We start from the raw sequence: 18,273 nt of genomic DNA on the forward strand, positions 1-18,273 counted from the left end.
ACTCCTTAAATAAATAAGCTTAATAATAGAATAAATCCTAAACCTGCGACAGAAATAATTGTTTCAAGCAATGTCCATGTTGCAAATGTTTCTTTCATACTTAAACCGAAATACTCTTTGAACATCCAGAAGCCTGCGTCGTTGACATGTGAAGCAATTAAGCTACCTGCACCTGTTGCAAGTACAACTAATGCAAGGTTGACATCAGATTGGCCAAGCATTGGAATAACTAACCCTGCTGTTGTTAATGCAGCAACTGTTGCAGAGCCTAATGAAATACGTAAAATTGCGGCAATAATCCATGCAAGTAAAATAGGGGAGAGGTTTGTGCCATCAAATAGCTCTGCCACATAATCACCAACACCACCGTTGATTAACACTTGCTTAAATGCACCGCCACCACCAATAATTAAAAGCATCATCCCGATATGAGAGATTGCCGTTGTACATGATGCCATTACTGTTTTAATAGGAATTTTGCGAGCAATACCCATTGTATACACAGCCACTAATAAAGAAATTAACATCGCTGTCCCTGCATCACCAATAAAGCGGATAGCAGCTAAAAAGCCGTTGTCTGCAAAGCCCATCGTTTTTTGTAACAATGTAATGATTGTTGCAATCGACATTAAAATGACAGGTAATAGTGCGGTGAAAACACTAATGCCGAAGCCTGGTGTTTCTTCTAATTTAAATGTTTTTTGTTCACCTAATGAAGCGATATCGCCCGCTTTTGTAAAGGATTCTGGCACTAATTTTTGCGCGATTTTTGTAAAGATAGGACCTGCGATAATAACGGTCGGAATTGAAATAATAAAGCCATATAACAGCACTTCACCAATGTTTGCCTCGAATTCACCTGCAATAACAGTTGGGCCTGGATGCGGTGGTAGGAAGCCATGTGTGACAGATAATGCGGCTGTCATTGGAATTCCTAAATATAAAATCGATACTTTTAATTGTCTTGAAATCGCAAAGACAATCGGAATTAATAACACTAAACCAACTTCAAAGAATAGAGCTATCCCAATAATAAATGATGCAGCAACAACTGCCCATTGAATGCGTTTTTCACCAAACTTTTCAACTAATGTCATAGCGATGCGCTGTGCACCGCCAGAGTCCGCAATTAATTTACCAAGCATTGCACCAAGCCCGAAGATTAATGCTAAATGTCCAAGTGTACCACCTAAGCCTGCTTCAATCGTTTTGACAATTTCATCTAGTGGAATCCCTAATGCTAATGCAACCCCAAATGATACGATAATAAGTGAAATAAATGTATTGAGCTTAAACGCCATAATTAAAACTAATAACGCAATAATCCCAATCCCAACAATAACTAATGGCATATACAATTCCCCCTAAAGTTTAATTAAATTACGCTGATAATCAGCAATCGCTGTATAATCCTGCTCTAAAGTACGTGATAAATGAATAAAGATAGGTAATAGTTGGCGATACTCTTGCATCGCTTCCTCCTTTGGTGTGTGCTTATACGTTTCCCCAACCATATTTGCTACTACATGTAAAGAGTCAACTCGCTTTGTTGCATAAAGCCCTAAAATACAAGCGCCGAGACAAGAGCTTTCATGACTTTCTGGAACAGTGACCTCTGATTCAAAAATATCCGCCATCATTTGACGCCACGTTTCAGAGCGTGCAAAGCCACCTGTTGCTTGAATACGTGTGACAGGTCCATCCATACATTCTCGTAAAGCTAAATAAACGGTATATAAATTGTAAATAACGCCTTCCAGTGCAGCGCGAATCATATGCTCCTTTTTATGTGCCATCGTTAAGCCAAAAAATGACCCGCGCACATCTGGATTCCATAAAGGTGCACGTTCTCCTGCTAAATAAGGATGGAACAGCAAGCCTTCTGCACCAGGGCGGATGCGCTCCGCAATTTTCGTTAATACTTCATATGGATCAATACCTAAGCGCTTCGCCGTTTCCATTTCAGAGGAAGCAAATTCATCGCGAATCCAGCGCAGTACCATGCCACCGTTATTGACAGGTCCGCCAATTACCCAGTGCTTTTCTGTTAGGGCATAGCAGAAAATGCGTCCTTTGCTATCTGTTTGCGGCTTGTCAATAACTGTGCGAATTGCACCACTTGTACCGATTGTCACTGCCACTTCACCTTTAGCGATGGCATTGACACCTAAATTAGATAGCATGCCGTCACCCGCACCGATAATAAATGGTGTTTGTGGATTGATGCCCATTTGCTTTGCGAGCTGTGTATCACAGCCTTGGAAGCATTGGGTTGTTGGCACAAGCTTAGATAGCTGTTGTTCTGAGATACCCGCAATTTGTAAAGCTTCCTCGTCCCATGCTAAATTTTTTAAATTCATGAAGCCCGTTGCTGAAGCCAATGAATGGTCGACAACATATTCATTAAAAAGCTTTTTAAAAATATATTCTTTAATGCCGATATATTTTTTTGCTTTACCAGCAATTTGTGGATGCTCATGTGTTAGCCAAGCGATTTTGCATAATGGTGACATCGGGTGAATTGGTGTACCTGTGCGCAAATAAACCGCATGCCCATTGAGCTCATTTTTAATTTTGCGTGCCCAGCCCTCGCTGCGATTATCTGCCCATGTAATAACGGGTGTTAGTGGCTGGTCGTTGTCATCTATTGCAATGACGCTATGCAATGCGCTACTAAAGGAAATAAAGGCTAGTTTTTTGTTAGCGTGCTTCGTCATAATATTGGAAACAGCCTGTAGAACAGCTTGAAATATCTCCTGTGGATTTTGCTCAGCTGTTGAAATATCAGGTGTGTGCAATGGGTAGCCAATATTTTCTTGCTGAATTACTGTCCCTTGTATCGTAAATAAGACAGCCTTTGTGCTCGTTGTGCCAATATCGACGCCTAACATATATTCAGTCATTTTGCTGCTCCACTCCTTTTACTAGTAGTTGCTGAGATCTCCATAAATCCTCTACTTTTCCTTGTACATCGTCAAAGTTGGCATGCAAAGATTGAATCATTAAGTTGCGCTCTTTTGCTTCGATGGCTGCGATGTATAGCTCATGATTTTTTATGATGCGAGGGAAGTCATCGTATTTTTCCTTGAAGCGCATGCGCATGGATAAAAGAATAAGACCTTCCATCACAGGCTTTAAATTCGTCCAAATCATCAAAATATACGAGTGGTCGATAGAGCGAATAATCGCTTCATGGAATAAAACATCTTGATATGAAAATTCATCAGCATCGTGATATTTAATAGCCACCTTCATCATTTCGACAATTTTACTTAGCTCCATCGTTAATTCTGTTGTTTCCATTTTTAATAGGCGCTCAAAGACAAATGTTTCAATTAATAAACGAACATCATAAATTTCTTCAATTTCCTTATCTGTTAAACCGAGTACAATAGCACCCATACGCTCTAATCGAATTAAATTTTCAGCCGCTAATGTTTTTAATGCTTCACGAATAGGGGAGCGACTGACAGAAAATTCAGCAGCTAATTTATTTTCTGAAAGAATGGTACCGCTTTCAATCAAGCCCGAAATAATACGTAACCTTAGCTCAGATGTTACCCGTTCACCAGTAGATGCTTTAATAAGCCACTTTTGTGGATAGAGAAAATCTTTGAATTCAGTCATCCAATCATCCTTTCTATTTCTGAATTGTGCGGAAATTGTGTGAGTGCCTGGCACCTAATAGTATACTTGTATACAAGTATTATAAACGCAAATAATAATAATGCAAGCGCTTTAATAACGATGAAATGATGAAAGTGTATTAGTGGTAAGCAATTAGGCACAATAAAAATTTTTTTGTAATTTTTTTATTCTGAATATTTACATTATTCTAACTCTGTGTTAAAGTAATCTTAACAAATAAAAGAGAGGGTTGATCGGAAAAAACATGTAGCCAAAATACAAAATGAATGGGAGGGAGTCTAAACATTTTCTGGCAAAGTGCTAGGAAATCGTTTATACAAAAATTAGTGGATATAAGTGATATTTAAAACCCTAGTGAACTTTTAGAGATAAAGTTTGCTAGGGTTTTGTTTTGCTTAAAATTGGCTTGAAACATTCCAGCACTTGTACAAGTGCTGGAATGTTTCAAGCCAAGTCCCCGGCGGATGTCAAGGATTTTGAAAGGAGGAAATTGTGCAAGCACAATTCAAAATCCCGACACAATCACGCTAAGGCGAGATTGATTCGACTTCCGTAAAAAAAATGATACAATAATTAACAGGCTTACTAGAAATCGTTTTGGAGGCAACATAAATGGCAGTAACATATGCACAGCAAAGATTTTGGATTTTAGTCATCATCGTCTCCATTTCGGGATTTTCACAAGGAATGCTACTACCATTAATTGCAGTTATTTTTGAGCAGGATGGTGTCGCAACAACATTAAATGGTTTGAATGCTACAGGCTTATACATAGGAACTTTGTTAATTTCTCCTTTTATTGAACAGCCGCTGCGAAAATTTGGCTATAAGCCTGTCATTATGGCTGGGGGAGCCTTAGTCTTTCTGTCACTAGCAACATTCCTATTATGGAAAAACATATTGTTTTGGTTTTTCTTAAGATTATTAATCGGTATTGGTGACCATGCCTTGCATTTCGGCACGCAAACGTGGCTGACAGCCTCTACACCGCAGCATAAATTAGGACGCAGTATGGCGATTTATGGCTTGTCGTTTAGTATTGGTTTTGCAGTAGGACCGCTTTTCGTTCCGCTAATTAAAATTTCGCAGGCTTTACCATTCATCGTTTCTTCAGTACTTTGTTTACTTGCATGGTCGCTTGTGTTTTTTGTGCGCAATGAGCATCCTGAGGCTTTAAAAGGAGACACAAAGCAAGCAGGGAGTATGATGCGTTATAAGCTAGCATTTCGTTATGCATGGATTGCCTTTTTACCACCGTTTGTTTATGGCTTTTTAGAATCCTCTTTAAATGCAATCTTCCCTGTCTACGCGTTGCGAAAAGATTTTGATGTTGCGATGGTATCAATTGTGCTTGCTGCCTTTTCCATCGGCACGATTGTTTTGCAGCTTCCCTTAGGGATGTTAGGGGATAAAATTGGGCGACGCAAAGTCATTTTAGGAGGGCTACTAGGTGGTGCAACCATATTTGCAGCATGCAGCTTTGTTGAGCACATTCCTTGGGGTGTTGTTGTGTGCTTTGCATTGGCAGGAATGTGTGTAGGAACGATGTTTTCACTCGGAATTACCTATATGACAGATTTAACACCTAAAGAGTTATTGCCAACAGGAAATCTGCTATGTGGTATTTTCTTTAGCTTAGGTAGCTTAAGTGGTCCTTTCCTTGGTGGAGGCTATTTACAATTAGTAGATAGTTTGAGCTTTTTATTATTGATTGCGGTAATGCTTGCAGCAATATTTATTATTATTTTATACTTTGGACGAAATTTACAAACGAAATCAGAAAGGAAAGAACAATGCTAAGAAAATTTTTCTCTTATTATAAGCCACATAAACGCTTGTTTATGATTGATTTTTCAAGTGCGATTATCGTGGCAATTTTGGAGCTTGCATTCCCGCTTGCCGTGCAATGGTTAATCGACACATTGCTGCCAACAGGCGAATGGGGCATGATTGCTAAAGTTAGCGTATTGCTACTACTTGTTTATATTTTAAGTACATTTTTAAACTTTATCGTCAATTATTTAGGGCATAAGCTTGGTATTAATATTGAAACAGATATGCGACAAGAGCTATTTAATCATGTACAAAGACAATCATTCCGCTTTTTTGATAATACGAAAACAGGGCATATTATGAGCCGTATTACGAATGATTTATTTGATATTGGTGAGTTTGCGCACCATGGACCTGAAGATTTCTTTATTGCAATTATGACCTTTATTGGTGCATTCACAATTATGTTTAATATTAATCCAACATTAGCGTCGATTGCGCTCGTGATGGTACCATTTTTAATATGGCTTGTCACATTTAGCAATGTGAAAATGAACAAAGCCTGGAAAAAGATGTACGGTGAAATTGCAGATGTCAATGCACGCGTTGAGGATAGCGTATCTGGGGTAAGGGTAGTTAAGTCGTTTACGAATGAAAAGTTTGAAATGACACGCTTCCGTCAGCAAAATGGTTTATTCCGTACCGCTAAATTATATGCGTATAAAATAATGGCTGGTACACATTCTGGAATTTATATGATGACACGCCTGTTGACATTAGTCGTATTAGTTGTTGGCGCATGGCTGAACTTAAATGACCAGCTGTCACACGGTGAGCTAGTCAGCTTTGTTTTATTTACCAATGTACTGATTAAACCAATCGATAAAATTAGCGCATTGCTTGAGCTTTATCCAAAAGGGATGGCAGGCTTTAAGCGTTTCCGCGATTTAATTGATCAGGAGCCTGAAATACAAGACAGGGAAAATGCTGTGGATGTACCTGCATTACATGGGGATATCGCCTTTGATCATGTCAGCTTTAATTATGATCAGTCAAAGCCTGTACTAAAGGATATTTCGTTTTCTTTAAATGCTGGCGAAACGATTGCCTTTGTTGGTCCAAGTGGTGCAGGGAAAACAACGATTTGCTCATTAATTCCACGCTTTTATGATGTGAGTGATGGGGCGATTACGATTGACGGTATGGACATTCGTGATATGACGCAAAAATCGCTACGCGAGCAAATCGGTATCGTACAACAAGATGTCTTCTTGTTTACAGGTACAATCCGAGAAAATATCGAATATGGTAAGCTAGGTGCTTCCTTCGAGGAAATTCAAGCTGCCGCAGAGCGTGCACATTTAAAAGAGTTTATCGCTAGTTTACCAGATGGCTATGAAACGCAAATTGGTGAGCGAGGCTTAAAGCTATCAGGTGGTCAAAAGCAGCGTTTAGCAATTGCACGTATGTTCTTGAAAAATCCGCCAATTTTAATTTTAGATGAAGCAACATCTGCGCTTGATACAGAAACAGAAATGATTATTCAAGAATCTTTAGCAGAGCTAGCTGAAAATCGCACGACACTTGTTATTGCGCACAGACTTGCAACGATTCGCAATGCTGACCAAGTGTTAGTTGTAACACCAAACGGTATTGAGGAGCAGGGGACCTATGATGAGCTTGTCGCAGCAGGTGGTGTTTTTGCGAACTTGCATCATATTCAATTTAAAAAGTAATATAATAGCTGAAACTAGCAGTCTTCTATTAGAGGACTGTTAGTTTTTTATATTGATTCAACCTAATATGCACGGTTGTATATGTTAGGCATATTGATTTGTTTTCGAAATGATATTAGATAGCATCATATCTGCAATCTATAATAAAATGACATGGTACAATATTTTCATTAATTACTAAGAATGGAGGCTAAACTAGTGAGCTATGATTTAATGGTATTTGATAAAGAGCAGGCACCTAAGGATAAAGAGGCATTTTTGAAATGGTATGATGAACAAACACAATGGGCTGAACCACATGATTATCAAACGATTACAACTACTATACCTGCATTACAGAAATGGTATGAGGACATGGTGAAGCATTTCCCTGATATGAATGCTATGGATGATGATGAAGACGAGGAATTAGAAAGCCGTTATACAGATTATAGTATTGGTTATACAGTGATTTATGCTGCCTTTGCATGGTCAGTTGCAGATGAGGCCTATAGTAAGATGAAGGAGCTTGCACAGAAGCATAGTGTAGGATTTTTCGATGTTAGTGGTAATGGTGAAACCTTTTAACTAAAAAATAGGGGCTGATGAAACCTGCCCCTGTTTTTTTAGGTAAGCAACCTTTTCTATAAATCTTTATTTTCAAGCATTTTTTTCAAATAGTTTTTTGTATCTTGATGTGTTAATTTTACAAGTGTTTGCTCAAAACTGAAAAATTCAATCGCAGCAATTTCTTTGTCTTGTGGTAATAAATCAGTTCGGTTTCCTGTATATTCAACGAGGAACATGGTTGTTTCCTGTTTTGTATAGCCTGTTTGATTTATGAATTCTTGATTAAAAGGAAATGTAATTTTTTCATCTAATTGTTTAATAATTTTGTATTGAGTGGAGCCCGTTTCTTCAAAAAGTTCCCTTAATAAGGCAGCTTCAAAACTCGTATCGCTTTTCTCCACACCACCTTTAGGAAAATCCCATTCACCTTGCGTAAGCATTTCTTTTGTTGCACTAATCTTTACTTTATTGATTAATAACAATTCACTTTGTTGAAAGATAACGGCACCTACAGCATATCTAATCATTTCGATGATGTATATCTCCTTCCATAATGATGCTCCTCTTTCCATTATGAATTTCAATAATAGATAGGCTTGTATCATGTATAAAAGGAGGGGCCCAAAGTTGTTCAATCGATAGTTTTTTACAGTACATCATTAACGCTTTAATAAAAACTGTATGTGTGACAATTAAAACATTGCCATCCTGATGCAGTGCTTCTAATTTATTTAAAAAATTTGTAACCCTTATCAGTAGCTGTTGAAAGCTTTCCCCAGATATGGGTGTATACAACTCAGGAGCATGCCAAAAAGAGTGGTATTCTTCAGGATATTGGCTCTCTATCTCTGTATGTGTTTGACCTTCCCAGTCACCTAAAAAAATTTCTCTTAAATTTGATTCTGCAATGATTTCTTGTGAGCGATTTCCTTTAACTAAGGCTGCTGTCTCTAATGTGCGTTTGCTAGAGCTAGCGTAAATAGCATCAAATGCCACATCTTTTAATCTATTTCCTAAACCAAGTGCATTTTTCTTCCCGCTTTCTGTTAAATCAGAATCCTGCCAACCTTGTAGTCTGCCCTCTGTATTCCAGATAGTTTCCGCATGACGAGTAATATAGAGTGTTAGCAAATCACTCAACTCCTTGTAAGTATATAAACAACAGCTTCACTATCTTGCCCATTAAAAGGCGTTTTACTATAATCACTAAACGCACTTTCGATTTGCAATCCTGCTTTCACTATAAATGATTCAAATTCATTAGGGCGATAGTATTTGACGAAGAAATCCTCATTCTCACTTTTTGTTTTCGTATCATTTTCAAATAAATCATAGGTCATTTTAGAATGAGCAATGCCAGTCTCAGGGTTATAGGTAGTTGTCCCAGTTAATTGTATAGCTATATTTTGCTGTTGAACGGTTCTAGGGGCGTCAGCTGTCTCAGTTGGTTGCTCATTTCTATAGTCCACATTTGTGAAAACAGTTAGCGCTATTTTACCATCAGGCTGTAGCCAATTTTTTAATTGCGTTAAATAAGAAAGTATTTGCGTATCCTCCGTAATTAGAGAAAAAGAACCTGCTGCAATAAAAATAAAATCATACAATTTCTCCGAATGGAATGAGGCAAACTCACAGCATTGCAAAGTCCCATTGTATTGGCTGTCTTCTAGCTTTTCTTGAAATCTAGTAATCATTTCTTGTGAAATATCGAATCCATCAATTGCATATCCATTGTGGATGAACTCTAGCATAAATCGCCCAGAGCCACACATTGGCTCTAAAATGGCCATATCTTTATTCGTATAGGACATATAAAAATTTAATTCATCCGTTGGAGCTGTAGGCTTGCTAATGTCATAAAATAATGAGCAAAGACTTCCATAATAAGTGTTCATGTACAATTCCTCCCTTTTCTCTTCTCAATATAATATAGAAAGGTTTGTATGTACAGCGTTTTAGGGTATTCTATATAAAAGAATTCAATAATTCAGAAATCAAAATGAAAGCAGGTTTTACATATGGCCAAAATAGGGTGGGGCTTAATTTTAATTGTGATACTCGGCATATTGTTATTTGCTGCGATGATGGTAATGCAAAAGCCCGAAAAATCCGAACCACAGCCAGTTCCACAGGAGGAGCAAGCAGAAAATCCAAAGTTAACTGTTCAAGATATTATGCATTTAGCTGAAATTGGAAAGGTGCCAGATGTGCCATTTGTTGCTGGAGAAGCTAAAAAACAAGATATCCAACAGCAATGGGGAGAGGCTCAAAACGTAGCAGAGCTAGACAATGAAAAGTATGAAGATTATACAAAACAAGATGTGACAATTGGTTATCAAGGTGAGCTAGCATTTGATATTCGTTCATTTAAAGCAGATATACAAAATATTCATTTAGAGGATATTAAAAATAACATGGGGGAGCCTACGGAAACTCGCTATTATCAGGATGAGGCAACGGACCAAGTAATTTTAGTGTATCAAGTGAATCCGACTTACCAATTAAAATGGATATTGCCAAAACCAACAGAGGCTGAGGCAAATCCAAGTGTACATCATATTTCAGTGTATACAAAAATAAAAGATGAGGTAGCAGAGGCGATCAATCAAATGACGTTAGAAGAAAAAATTGGTCAAATGATGTTTGCGGGCGTTGCAGGCACGACATTGCAGCAGGAAACAGCTAGCTTAATCCATGATTTCAAGGTTGGTGGTATGATTCTTTATGGCAATAATCTTGAAACGACAACACAATCGGTAAACTTAGTTAATGATTTAATGAAAGCAAATGCAGACAAGCGTTTGCCACTTTTCATTGGCACAGATCAGGAGGGTGGTAATGTCGTACGATTGCCGGGAGCGTTGAAAAATTTCCCGACAAACCAAAAAATCGGAGCAATTAATGAGGCACAATTTTCATATGAAATCGGTAGCTTATTAGGAGAGCAGCTCAAAGCATTTGGCTTTAATCTAGATTTTGCTCCTGTATTGGATGTTAACAGTAATCCTAAAAATCCTGTTATCGGGGATCGCTCATTTTCTAATAATCCACAAGTTGTCAGTGAACTAGGAATTCAAACGATGAAAGGCTTAGCATCACAGCAAGTTATTCCTGTAATTAAGCATTTCCCAGGGCATGGTGATACATCGGTAGATTCTCATTTAGCTTTACCAAAGGTAGAAAAAAGCTTAAAGGATTTAAATGAGACAGAGCTTATTCCATTTAAAGCAGCTATTGAAAGTGGCGCAGATGTAGTAATGGTAGCGCATATTTTATTGCCAAAGATTGACCAAAATTATCCTTCCTCAATGTCAAAGGAAGTAATTACAGGCATATTACGAGAGCAAATAGGCTTTGATGGTGTTGTTATGACAGATGATATGACGATGGGAGCTATCGCAAACCATTACGATATGGGGCAAGCTGCCGTTGCTGCTGTAAAGGCAGGCAATGATATTGTATTAATGGCACACGGCTTTAGCAATGTGACATCTGCTATTGAGGCAATAAAAGTAGCGGTAAATAACGGTGAGATTTCGGAGGCACAAATTAATGAAAGCGTACGTCGTATTATTCATCTTAAACAAAAATATCAGCTTGTAAATACACCAGTGCCGGCAGTGGATATAAATAAGCTAAATGCAGATGTTGAGAGAGTATTGAATGCTTATATGGATTAACTAAGAAGAGCAAATCTTGATTCAGCGAGTATCTTAAATGCTCACTGAATCAGGATAGATAGCTGTAATCACCTAGCGATGCTTGCGCTTAAAAATTGTGATAGATACAATGGCTAGTATAACAATCGTACATACAATAACGATATAGCTTGTCGCATGGCTTAATATAGTTCCATGAAGCTTATAGGATATACCATAAATCAATTTATATTGCTCAATAGCTTCAATTGGTGCATCTGCAAATACTGTAGCAAGTGAATTTTCCATAAAGGCATTGCGTAATAGTAAGGTTGTATGGCTAACAGGGAAATACATAATAATATTTTGAGCAAAGCTAGGTAGTACACCAATTGGAATATAGACACCGCATAAAAAGCCAAGAAGTGTACCGACAATTGTGCTTAATGTGGAAAAGGAATTTTGCGTGTTGACTAAAAGCACAAAGAAAACATTCATAATACTCGCTAATAAGACAGATAAAATTAATAGTCCTGCTACTTTCAAAAAAGAGGAGACGCTTAACCACACACCACCTGTTGAAACGATAAATATTTCACAGATGATGAAAGCAATAAAGGTGAAGAGACAACCGATAATAAAGGCATTGAACACATAGCTCATTTGAATGGTAGCGCGTGAAACAGGCGCTGTTAAAAAATCGGCAGTAGCCTTTGATTCGATATCTTTTATAGCGATGCCAAATGCTGCTAATGTTGTTGATACAGCAATCATGGATAACAAGCCTGCTACAAACCATTCATTCACCATTGTAACTAGCTCAGGCGTAGCCTCTGCTGCTTGTTTTAGTGAGTCGATTTGCGTTTTTTGTAAAAACAATGCATAAAGCCCAATAACGATTATAACGGATAGCAAGGAAAAGAACACAGCTGTTTTATCACGCCTAAACACTTTATGATTGCGTCCGATTAAGCTGAGTAATGCGCCCATATATTTATACCTCCTGCTTTGTAATATGAATAAACACATCATCCATTGTGCCTTTGATTACTTCAAAAGAAGCGACAAGTGCTTCAGCCTGTTTTAATAAGGCTAATGCATGTAATGTAGATTGTACTCGAATTGTAAAGATTCCCTGTTTTTCTGCATAGCTAATATTGTGTTCTTGAAGCCAATGCGCACCTTCAGTAAAATTATGAAAAACAAGAGCTAGTTGGTCATAGGCATATTTCGTTTTTAATTCATCGGGTGTACCTTCAGCCACAATTTCTCCTTGTTTGAGCACAACTACTTTATGAGCCATTGCAGCTTCCTCCATATAATGAGTTGTTAAAAATACCGTCATATTTGTTTCTTGCTGTAATTGTCTGATTGTTTGCCATACAAATTGTCGAGTTTGTGGGTCAAGACCAGTTGTTGGCTCATCTAAAAATAGCAGTGTAGGGCGATGAATAAGTGCCCTTGCAATATCCGCCCGTCTTTTTTGCCCACCAGACAATGTGCCATATTTTTGTTTTTCAATGTCACCTAAATTTAAATAAGTCGAGACAAATTGATAGTTTTCTGCTAGCTCCTGCTTCGATAAATTGTACATTTTGCCACGATGAATAATGTTTTCGTACACGGTTAAACGTTCATCTAATAAGCTTTGCTGAAAGACAACACCGATCGACTTACGAATTTCAGCATTGTGATCACTACTATCAAGCATATAGCCATTTATTTTAACTATGCCACTCGATTTTTTTAATAAAGTGCATAAAATTTCGATGGTTGTAGATTTACCTGCTCCGTTCGTACCAAGGAATGCGAAAAGAGTGCCTCGCTCCACTGAAAAGGAGATTCCCTTAATTGCTTCATATTTGCCATAGCTTTTATGCAAATTTTCTATTTGAATAATTTCTTTCATTTCGGTCGTCCCTTCTTTTTCTGAATTGCAGCATTAATCTGCTCAATATCCCTTTTTTCTAGCATATATAAAGTACTCCAAACAATAGTGTAAATAATAACTTCAGAGACAAAAACGTTTTTCATACCAAAATGCACAAACCAATCACCAAAGTGACCAGCCATAAAGACGAATAATGTGACGCTTATGAAATGAATGATGAGCTGTGCAATAAATGGCAGACGCTCGGTATTAAAGAGCAGTGAAAGTGGTCCAATTGCAGCACCAAGGAGAGTAGCTATAATAATTTGATAACGTAGCTCAGCTCCTGAAATCGTAATATTTGCATCAGATAAAATGCTAATTGTCACTAAAATATAAGAGCTACTTAGCGCAATAAGTATACCTATAATGATCATGCGAAAAATTCTCATGAAATCAATCCTTTCCAATACCAAGATGGTGTTTTAAATCTTTTAAATATTTGCGACTAACAGGAATACCTGTATCGTTTTCGAGTATTAATTGTGTTGCGCCGATTTTGCCCATTTGAATGGAGGAAATTTTATGGACATTGACAAGCGTGGATTTATTGACGCGAACAAAATCCTTTGCTAATTGCTCTTCAAGCTCATACAATTTACGCTTTGTTTCAAATTCCTGTTCATCTGTTTGCAAATAAACTTTTGCGTCCTCTGCATAAATCGAAAATATCTCTGTAATTTTGAGTAGGTGAATTTCTTGTTGTAAATAGCCATCAACTACGGTCTTTTGCAATGTTGATGAAGCTTGCAGTTGCTTCATCAATTGTTCAATTTGCTCATTATACGCTTTGGCATGTATATGAACCTCAGTTTCTTCTAAGTCACTGTTAATCGTTAATTGAATTTTCAAGCGGAGACCTCCTTATTACTTCATATCGAATTCGGTAATCTTACTGTAGCATAGAAAATTTGCAGAAAGTGTAAGTTTTAAATAAGTGGTTGAATTTATCGTGTAACATGTAGTTTTCAAAGGATGACAGGCTGCAGTTTGACAGCTATTTTAGTACATGAGAAAATAATGGAAATTGAAACGGGGGAACTAAATATGCGTGAAGATTTTCAGTTTGTACCGATTCATCAGCTTGCAGAAAAATTTCCAGAAGATTCTTGGTGGTCAACATCTTATAAGGATTTCGATGATGAGAGTCTCGTAGCATATTATGAGGGGGATTTGACGCTCCCTTTACTCGATTTAGATTGGGATATGTCTTTCCCGCAACATAGAGGGGTAACGCTAATTTTTATTAATGGAAATTTGACAGTTGATGCCCTTTATAATGAGGAAACGGACGGTGCCGTTGGGCTTATCGTTGCAGGGAATATCAATGCGAAAAATATTGCTGTAGGTGGACAAGAACTGTACGTAATAGGTGATGTAATAGTGGAAGAAATAGTGTGTGGCTCATACAATCATGGAGAAATGATTGTTAAGGGAAATCTATATGCTACAGCTTTAGTGGAAGATGATTATCACTTCAAAATAGATGGTCAGCAAAGCCTCGTATGTAAGGTGGATGTGTGGGATAAAGAGGGCATTTGTCAAGGACTGCCCGTTGATATGCAAGCCATATTGATTGATGATGTTTTTCTTGAGCCAGAGGAGGGAGAAGTCGATTTTGCCTTCGATTTGTTAGTAAGTACAATTAAAGAAGGCCATTCTGCGCTGCGAGACTTGAGAGGAGTGCTGACTAGACAGAAGGAAGCTACTCTCTATTTTATGCATAATACGATTAACGAAGAAAATATAGAGAAATTAGTGCAATGTATTTTGATGAAGAATGACCAGCTTTATTTCGATTTCGAGGAAAATGGTATCTATTTCAAAGTTCAGCGAGAGCATGTCGATACAGATGGGGACTGGCAAAAAGCTAGTGTTTATATTGAAACGGCAGCGAATTGTTATTTTATTTATGCGGAACAGCCCATTAGCCTGCTGCATAAAACGACTGAAGAAGGAGCTGAGTGGACGTATATAGAGCAACTGCCAGAACTGAGTGAATATTGGGCTATGCTGCTTACTTGTATCAATATTGCTGAGCTTTATTTACCTACTATTGAAGTGAGCTATATGCAAGAGCTTTTACAGCATCCTATCATTGAAGCGTTAGACCCATATGGTGAGGATAACGATGGCTTTTGGGATGGTTCAAAGTATTATCGATTCCGTCGAGATGGCTATACAGATGAAGAGGGCTATTATTTTGCACCGCGCATTGATATCCAGACACAGGACGGCGCCTTTTATTTTTATACATGGGATAATGAGCGGTATATTTCACGCTACTATCAACCAGTAGACGGTGATGAAGCCGAGGACATATCCTTTTTGGATGTTAAGCATTGGGAGGCATCAGAGCGTTATTTCAATAAATTTAAGGAATTTATTGCTGGGGAGCTAGAACATTAAGATAAAAGCGCAAGAAATCGAATTGATTTTTTGCGCTTTGATTCAAATTCCTGTTCATTAATACTGCTGTAGGTGGACAAGAAGTGTAACAAGGCAAATAAAACAACAGGTACTCCTTTGCTTATTCAGCGAGAAGTACCTGTTATTTTAAGAGCGTTGTGTATCAATAAATGTTAAAACATGCTTTCTACCTGGAGCGGCATGAATAGCCCCTTTCACAGAAGCAGTTAGTGCACCACTAGCATTGGCAAATGTTAATAATTGTTGATGATGAGAGCGTATGATTGTATCTAGCTGCTTCAATGAGACATTCAGTGACAATAGCTCAGCTAAAAAGCCACCGATAAATGCATCTCCTGCACCTGTTGTGTCTGAGACTGTTATTTGGAAGCCAGCCCCCTCGAATGCTTCACCAGTTTTTAAATAAAGTGTCGCACCTGCTGCCCCTTTTGTATAAACAACTACTTGTACATGGCCAACAAATAGTGAGCGAATGGCTTCTGCTTCATCTTCAATATTGGTAATGAAGTGGAGCTCCTCGTCTGATACTTTGACAATATCAGCCTTTGGTAAAAAGTCTAAAATGGTTTGACGACATAGCTCTTTGTTTGGCCAAAGAGGGAGGCGTACATTTGGGTCAAAGCTGACAATACCGCCCACTGCACGTATAGCCTCAATCACTTCGCCATGTGTCTGCTTCATAGGACTTTCTACTAAATCAACAGAGCAAAAATGCAGTAAATCACCTTGCTCAAATGATATGGCTTGCATATCCTCTGGTGCAAGCAATAAATCTGCTGCATTTTTACGATAGAAGCTAAAATCACGCTCTCCTGATGCATCTACAGAAACAAAGGCTAGACCTGTTTCACCGTCATCGCAACGAATAATATGCCCTGTATCCACACCGTTTTCTTGCAGTATATCAAATAAATAATCGCCGAAGCTATCATTTGCTAGCTTTGTCAGCATAACTGCATGGCCACCGTATTTAGCCACAGCAATTGCTACATTCATCGGTGCGCCGCCCGCAACACGTTCAAAGCTTGCTACATCCTTTAAAGCATGATCTTTTTCAATCGGAATGAAATCAATCAATGCCTCACCAATACAAAAAATTTTTTTCAATAGTGTCACCTTATTTCCAAATATCGTTTAATGTCCAGTATGTGAGCTCTTTGACATTGGCACCCGCTGCTACTTCAAAGCCTAAACGTTCTTCAGTAGGATAGATACGGCTTGTCATGGTTGCTAGCCCATGATTAGCGAACACTTCAATGGAAGAACTGTCAATAAAGAGCTGTAGAGTTAATTCATGTTCTACATGAAGTGTTGCAGTACGAATACCATCTTCTGTTTTACCAGATTTAGAACAGTCTAATATTAATTTTTTAGTTGTATAATCGTATGTTAATACGGTTTCTTCTTCACGGATACCGCGAATTTTTAGGCATACGGCTTGTTCATTACGGAGGTCAAATACAGCCTTTATTTCGAGCAAAGCCTCATTTGTTGGCACTAAATAATTTGTTGTAATAGTTTGATTTCGTAAGGCTGGATATTCAGCATTGCGTAATGTTTTTAATTCCTCTACAGGATTCATCAGTAATTTATGGTCTTCACTTAATGTTAGCACTCGTGGTAATGTCAATGCACCACACCAGCCATCTGCTTTTGTTGGCATATTGGATTCCCACATATCCATCCAGCCAATCGCAATGCGGCGACTTTGCTCATCTAAAAATGTTTGCACAGCATAAAAATCATGCCCGTTATCTAGCTCTGTAAAGGATGATGTTTGTGTGAAATGATTTGTATCATATTGATAATCGCCTACTAAATAACCTGTTTGGAAAAGATTATTGTATAAATCTCCTTGTTTCTCCATGCCCTGAGGAGAGAATAAGAGAATATGCTTACCATTCAATTCGAAGAAATCAGGACATTCCCACATAAAGCCGAGGCTTCCATCGCTTTGTGCAAGGACACCAATATAATCCCATTGACGCAAATCTGTCGAACGATACAAAATAACACGCCCAACCATATCCTTCGTAGAATTACCTAAAATCATATACCAATTATTTTCATGCTTCCATACCTTTGGATCACGGAAATGGTGTGAGCTATCAGCAGGAGGCTCTGGAATCACAGCGTTTTCTACCACTTTTGTGAAATTCACACCATCCTGACTAACAGCAATATTTTGCGTTTGATAAAAAGTATCTGCTTTTTTATCAATATAAATATGACCTGTATAAATTAAAGTTAATTGTCCATTATCGTCGACCGCACTACCAGAAAAACAACCATCCTTGTCATAGTCATTGCCTGGAGTTAGGGCGATAGGAAGGTGCTCCCAATGTACAAGGTCTTTACTTTTAACATGACCCCAATGCATAGGTCCCCAGCTTTCATCATATGGATGGTGCTGATAAAAGGCATGATATTCGCCTTTATACTGAATCAATCCATTAGGATCATTAATCCATTGAGCAGGGGCCATAATATGATAGCCTAAGCGATAGCGTTGGTTCATTTTTTGTGCTGCTAATTGTACTGCGTCTTGTGCTTGCTGTAATGTGTTCAT

The 18,273-nt window shown here is 38.0% G+C and carries 17 protein-coding genes; 5 read left to right on the forward strand and 12 right to left on the reverse strand.

Translation table 11 applies throughout. The features are described from left to right. Positions 1-5 precede the first annotated feature (5 nt). The 3 genes from R6U77_RS08890 to R6U77_RS08900 are packed head-to-tail and all read right to left on the reverse strand — an operon-like array spanning position 6 to position 3,627. Positions 6-1,352, reverse strand: a complete 1,347-nt coding sequence (locus R6U77_RS08890) for a GntP family permease (RefSeq protein WP_319838203.1) — start codon at positions 1,350-1,352, stop codon at positions 6-8. Positions 1,353-1,364: 12 nt separating this feature from the next. Then, positions 1,365-2,903, reverse strand: a complete 1,539-nt coding sequence (gene gntK, locus R6U77_RS08895; RefSeq protein WP_319838204.1) for a gluconokinase — start codon at positions 2,901-2,903, stop codon at positions 1,365-1,367. Then, positions 2,896-3,627, reverse strand: a complete 732-nt coding sequence (locus R6U77_RS08900) for a GntR family transcriptional regulator (protein WP_319838205.1) — start codon at positions 3,625-3,627, stop codon at positions 2,896-2,898. The genes gntK and R6U77_RS08900 overlap by 8 nt, the downstream gene beginning before the upstream one ends. 633 nt (positions 3,628-4,260) lie before the next feature. Here R6U77_RS08900 and R6U77_RS08905 point away from each other — a divergent pair. The 3 genes from R6U77_RS08905 (at position 4,261) to R6U77_RS08915 (ending at position 7,724) form a co-directional block, all read left to right on the forward strand. Continuing rightward, entirely contained in the window at positions 4,261-5,448 is a 1,188-nt protein-coding gene (locus R6U77_RS08905; protein ID WP_319838206.1) for an MFS transporter, read from the forward strand. Next, positions 5,442-7,157, forward strand: a complete 1,716-nt coding sequence (locus R6U77_RS08910) for an ABC transporter ATP-binding protein (RefSeq protein ID WP_319838207.1) — start codon at positions 5,442-5,444, stop codon at positions 7,155-7,157. The genes R6U77_RS08905 and R6U77_RS08910 overlap by 7 nt, the downstream gene beginning before the upstream one ends. A gap of 198 nt (positions 7,158-7,355) precedes the next feature. Further along, on the forward strand, positions 7,356-7,724 hold the full coding sequence (locus R6U77_RS08915) for a hypothetical protein (protein ID WP_319838208.1): 369 nt from the start codon (positions 7,356-7,358) through the stop codon (positions 7,722-7,724). Positions 7,725-7,780: 56 nt separating this feature from the next. Here the strand turns inward: R6U77_RS08915 and R6U77_RS08920 are convergent, their stop codons facing one another. From R6U77_RS08920 to R6U77_RS08930, 3 genes are read right to left on the reverse strand one after another with little or no spacing between them, the layout of a single operon-like run. Beyond that, a complete protein-coding gene (locus R6U77_RS08920) occupies positions 7,781-8,233 on the reverse strand; it encodes an NUDIX hydrolase (protein WP_319838209.1) in 453 nt (150 codons plus the stop codon). Next, the gene (locus R6U77_RS08925; protein ID WP_319838210.1) at positions 8,226-8,837 is read right to left on the reverse strand and encodes a histidine phosphatase family protein; all 612 of its coding nucleotides are present in this window, start codon (positions 8,835-8,837) and stop codon (positions 8,226-8,228) included. The genes R6U77_RS08920 and R6U77_RS08925 overlap by 8 nt, the downstream gene beginning before the upstream one ends. A gap of 5 nt (positions 8,838-8,842) precedes the next feature. Beyond that, positions 8,843-9,601, reverse strand: coding sequence for a class I SAM-dependent methyltransferase (locus R6U77_RS08930; RefSeq protein ID WP_319838211.1), 759 nt, complete (start codon positions 9,599-9,601; stop codon positions 8,843-8,845). A gap of 123 nt (positions 9,602-9,724) precedes the next feature. On the opposite strand from R6U77_RS08930, the gene nagZ reads away from it, so the two are divergent. Then, entirely contained in the window at positions 9,725-11,386 is a 1,662-nt protein-coding gene (gene nagZ / locus R6U77_RS08935; protein WP_319838212.1) for a beta-N-acetylhexosaminidase, read from the forward strand. 72 nt (positions 11,387-11,458) lie between these two features. Here the strand turns inward: nagZ and R6U77_RS08940 are convergent, their stop codons facing one another. Genes R6U77_RS08940 through R6U77_RS08955 form a run of 4 tightly spaced genes read right to left on the reverse strand, consistent with a single transcriptional unit; the run spans position 11,459 to position 14,126 of the window. Further along, positions 11,459-12,334: an ABC transporter permease gene (locus R6U77_RS08940; RefSeq protein ID WP_319838213.1), complete on the reverse strand. Its 876-nt coding sequence runs from the start codon at positions 12,332-12,334 to the stop codon at positions 11,459-11,461. Positions 12,335-12,338: 4 nt separating this feature from the next. Further along, complete coding sequence (locus R6U77_RS08945; protein WP_319838214.1) at positions 12,339-13,253, reverse strand: ABC transporter ATP-binding protein; 915 nt, start codon at positions 13,251-13,253, stop codon at positions 12,339-12,341. After that, positions 13,250-13,666 (reverse strand): DUF3021 domain-containing protein, encoded by a 417-nt coding sequence (locus tag R6U77_RS08950; RefSeq protein WP_319838215.1) that lies wholly within the window; start codon positions 13,664-13,666, stop codon positions 13,250-13,252. The genes R6U77_RS08945 and R6U77_RS08950 overlap by 4 nt, the downstream gene beginning before the upstream one ends. Positions 13,667-13,670: 4 nt before the next feature. Further along, a complete protein-coding gene (locus R6U77_RS08955) occupies positions 13,671-14,126 on the reverse strand; it encodes a LytTR family DNA-binding domain-containing protein (RefSeq protein WP_319838216.1) in 456 nt (151 codons plus the stop codon). Between the two features lie 138 nt (positions 14,127-14,264). On the opposite strand from R6U77_RS08955, the gene R6U77_RS08960 reads away from it, so the two are divergent. Beyond that, positions 14,265-15,683 (forward strand): hypothetical protein, encoded by a 1,419-nt coding sequence (locus R6U77_RS08960; protein WP_319838217.1) that lies wholly within the window; start codon positions 14,265-14,267, stop codon positions 15,681-15,683. Between the two features lie 147 nt (positions 15,684-15,830). Here the strand turns inward: R6U77_RS08960 and R6U77_RS08965 are convergent, their stop codons facing one another. Beyond that, complete coding sequence (locus R6U77_RS08965; protein WP_319838218.1) at positions 15,831-16,820, reverse strand: carbohydrate kinase family protein; 990 nt, start codon at positions 16,818-16,820, stop codon at positions 15,831-15,833. Position 16,821: 1 nt separating this feature from the next. Beyond that, positions 16,822-18,273, reverse strand: coding sequence for a glycoside hydrolase family 32 protein (locus R6U77_RS08970; RefSeq protein WP_319838219.1), 1,452 nt, complete (start codon positions 18,271-18,273; stop codon positions 16,822-16,824).

Origin of the sequence: Lysinibacillus louembei (assembly GCF_033880585.1) — a bacterium.
Taxonomy (GTDB): Bacteria; Bacillota; Bacilli; order Bacillales_A; family Planococcaceae; genus Metasolibacillus; species Metasolibacillus louembei.

Coding starts and splice junctions, on each gene's coding strand:
- R6U77_RS08890 (WP_319838203.1), bottom strand. CDS start 1,352: ATGCCATTAGTTATTGTTGGGATTGGGATTATTGCGTTATTAGTTTTA.
- gntK (WP_319838204.1), bottom strand. CDS start 2,903: ATGACTGAATATATGTTAGGCGTCGATATTGGCACAACGAGCACAAAG.
- R6U77_RS08900 (WP_319838205.1), bottom strand. CDS start 3,627: ATGACTGAATTCAAAGATTTTCTCTATCCACAAAAGTGGCTTATTAAA.
- R6U77_RS08905 (WP_319838206.1), top strand. CDS start 4,261: ATGGCAGTAACATATGCACAGCAAAGATTTTGGATTTTAGTCATCATC.
- R6U77_RS08910 (WP_319838207.1), top strand. CDS start 5,442: ATGCTAAGAAAATTTTTCTCTTATTATAAGCCACATAAACGCTTGTTT.
- R6U77_RS08920 (WP_319838209.1), bottom strand. CDS start 8,233: ATGATTAGATATGCTGTAGGTGCCGTTATCTTTCAACAAAGTGAATTG.
- R6U77_RS08930 (WP_319838211.1), bottom strand. CDS start 9,601: ATGAACACTTATTATGGAAGTCTTTGCTCATTATTTTATGACATTAGC.
- nagZ (WP_319838212.1), top strand. CDS start 9,725: ATGGCCAAAATAGGGTGGGGCTTAATTTTAATTGTGATACTCGGCATA.
- R6U77_RS08940 (WP_319838213.1), bottom strand. CDS start 12,334: ATGGGCGCATTACTCAGCTTAATCGGACGCAATCATAAAGTGTTTAGG.
- R6U77_RS08945 (WP_319838214.1), bottom strand. CDS start 13,253: ATGAAAGAAATTATTCAAATAGAAAATTTGCATAAAAGCTATGGCAAA.
- R6U77_RS08950 (WP_319838215.1), bottom strand. CDS start 13,666: ATGAGAATTTTTCGCATGATCATTATAGGTATACTTATTGCGCTAAGT.
- R6U77_RS08970 (WP_319838219.1), bottom strand. CDS start 18,273: ATGAACACATTACAGCAAGCACAAGACGCAGTACAATTAGCAGCACAA.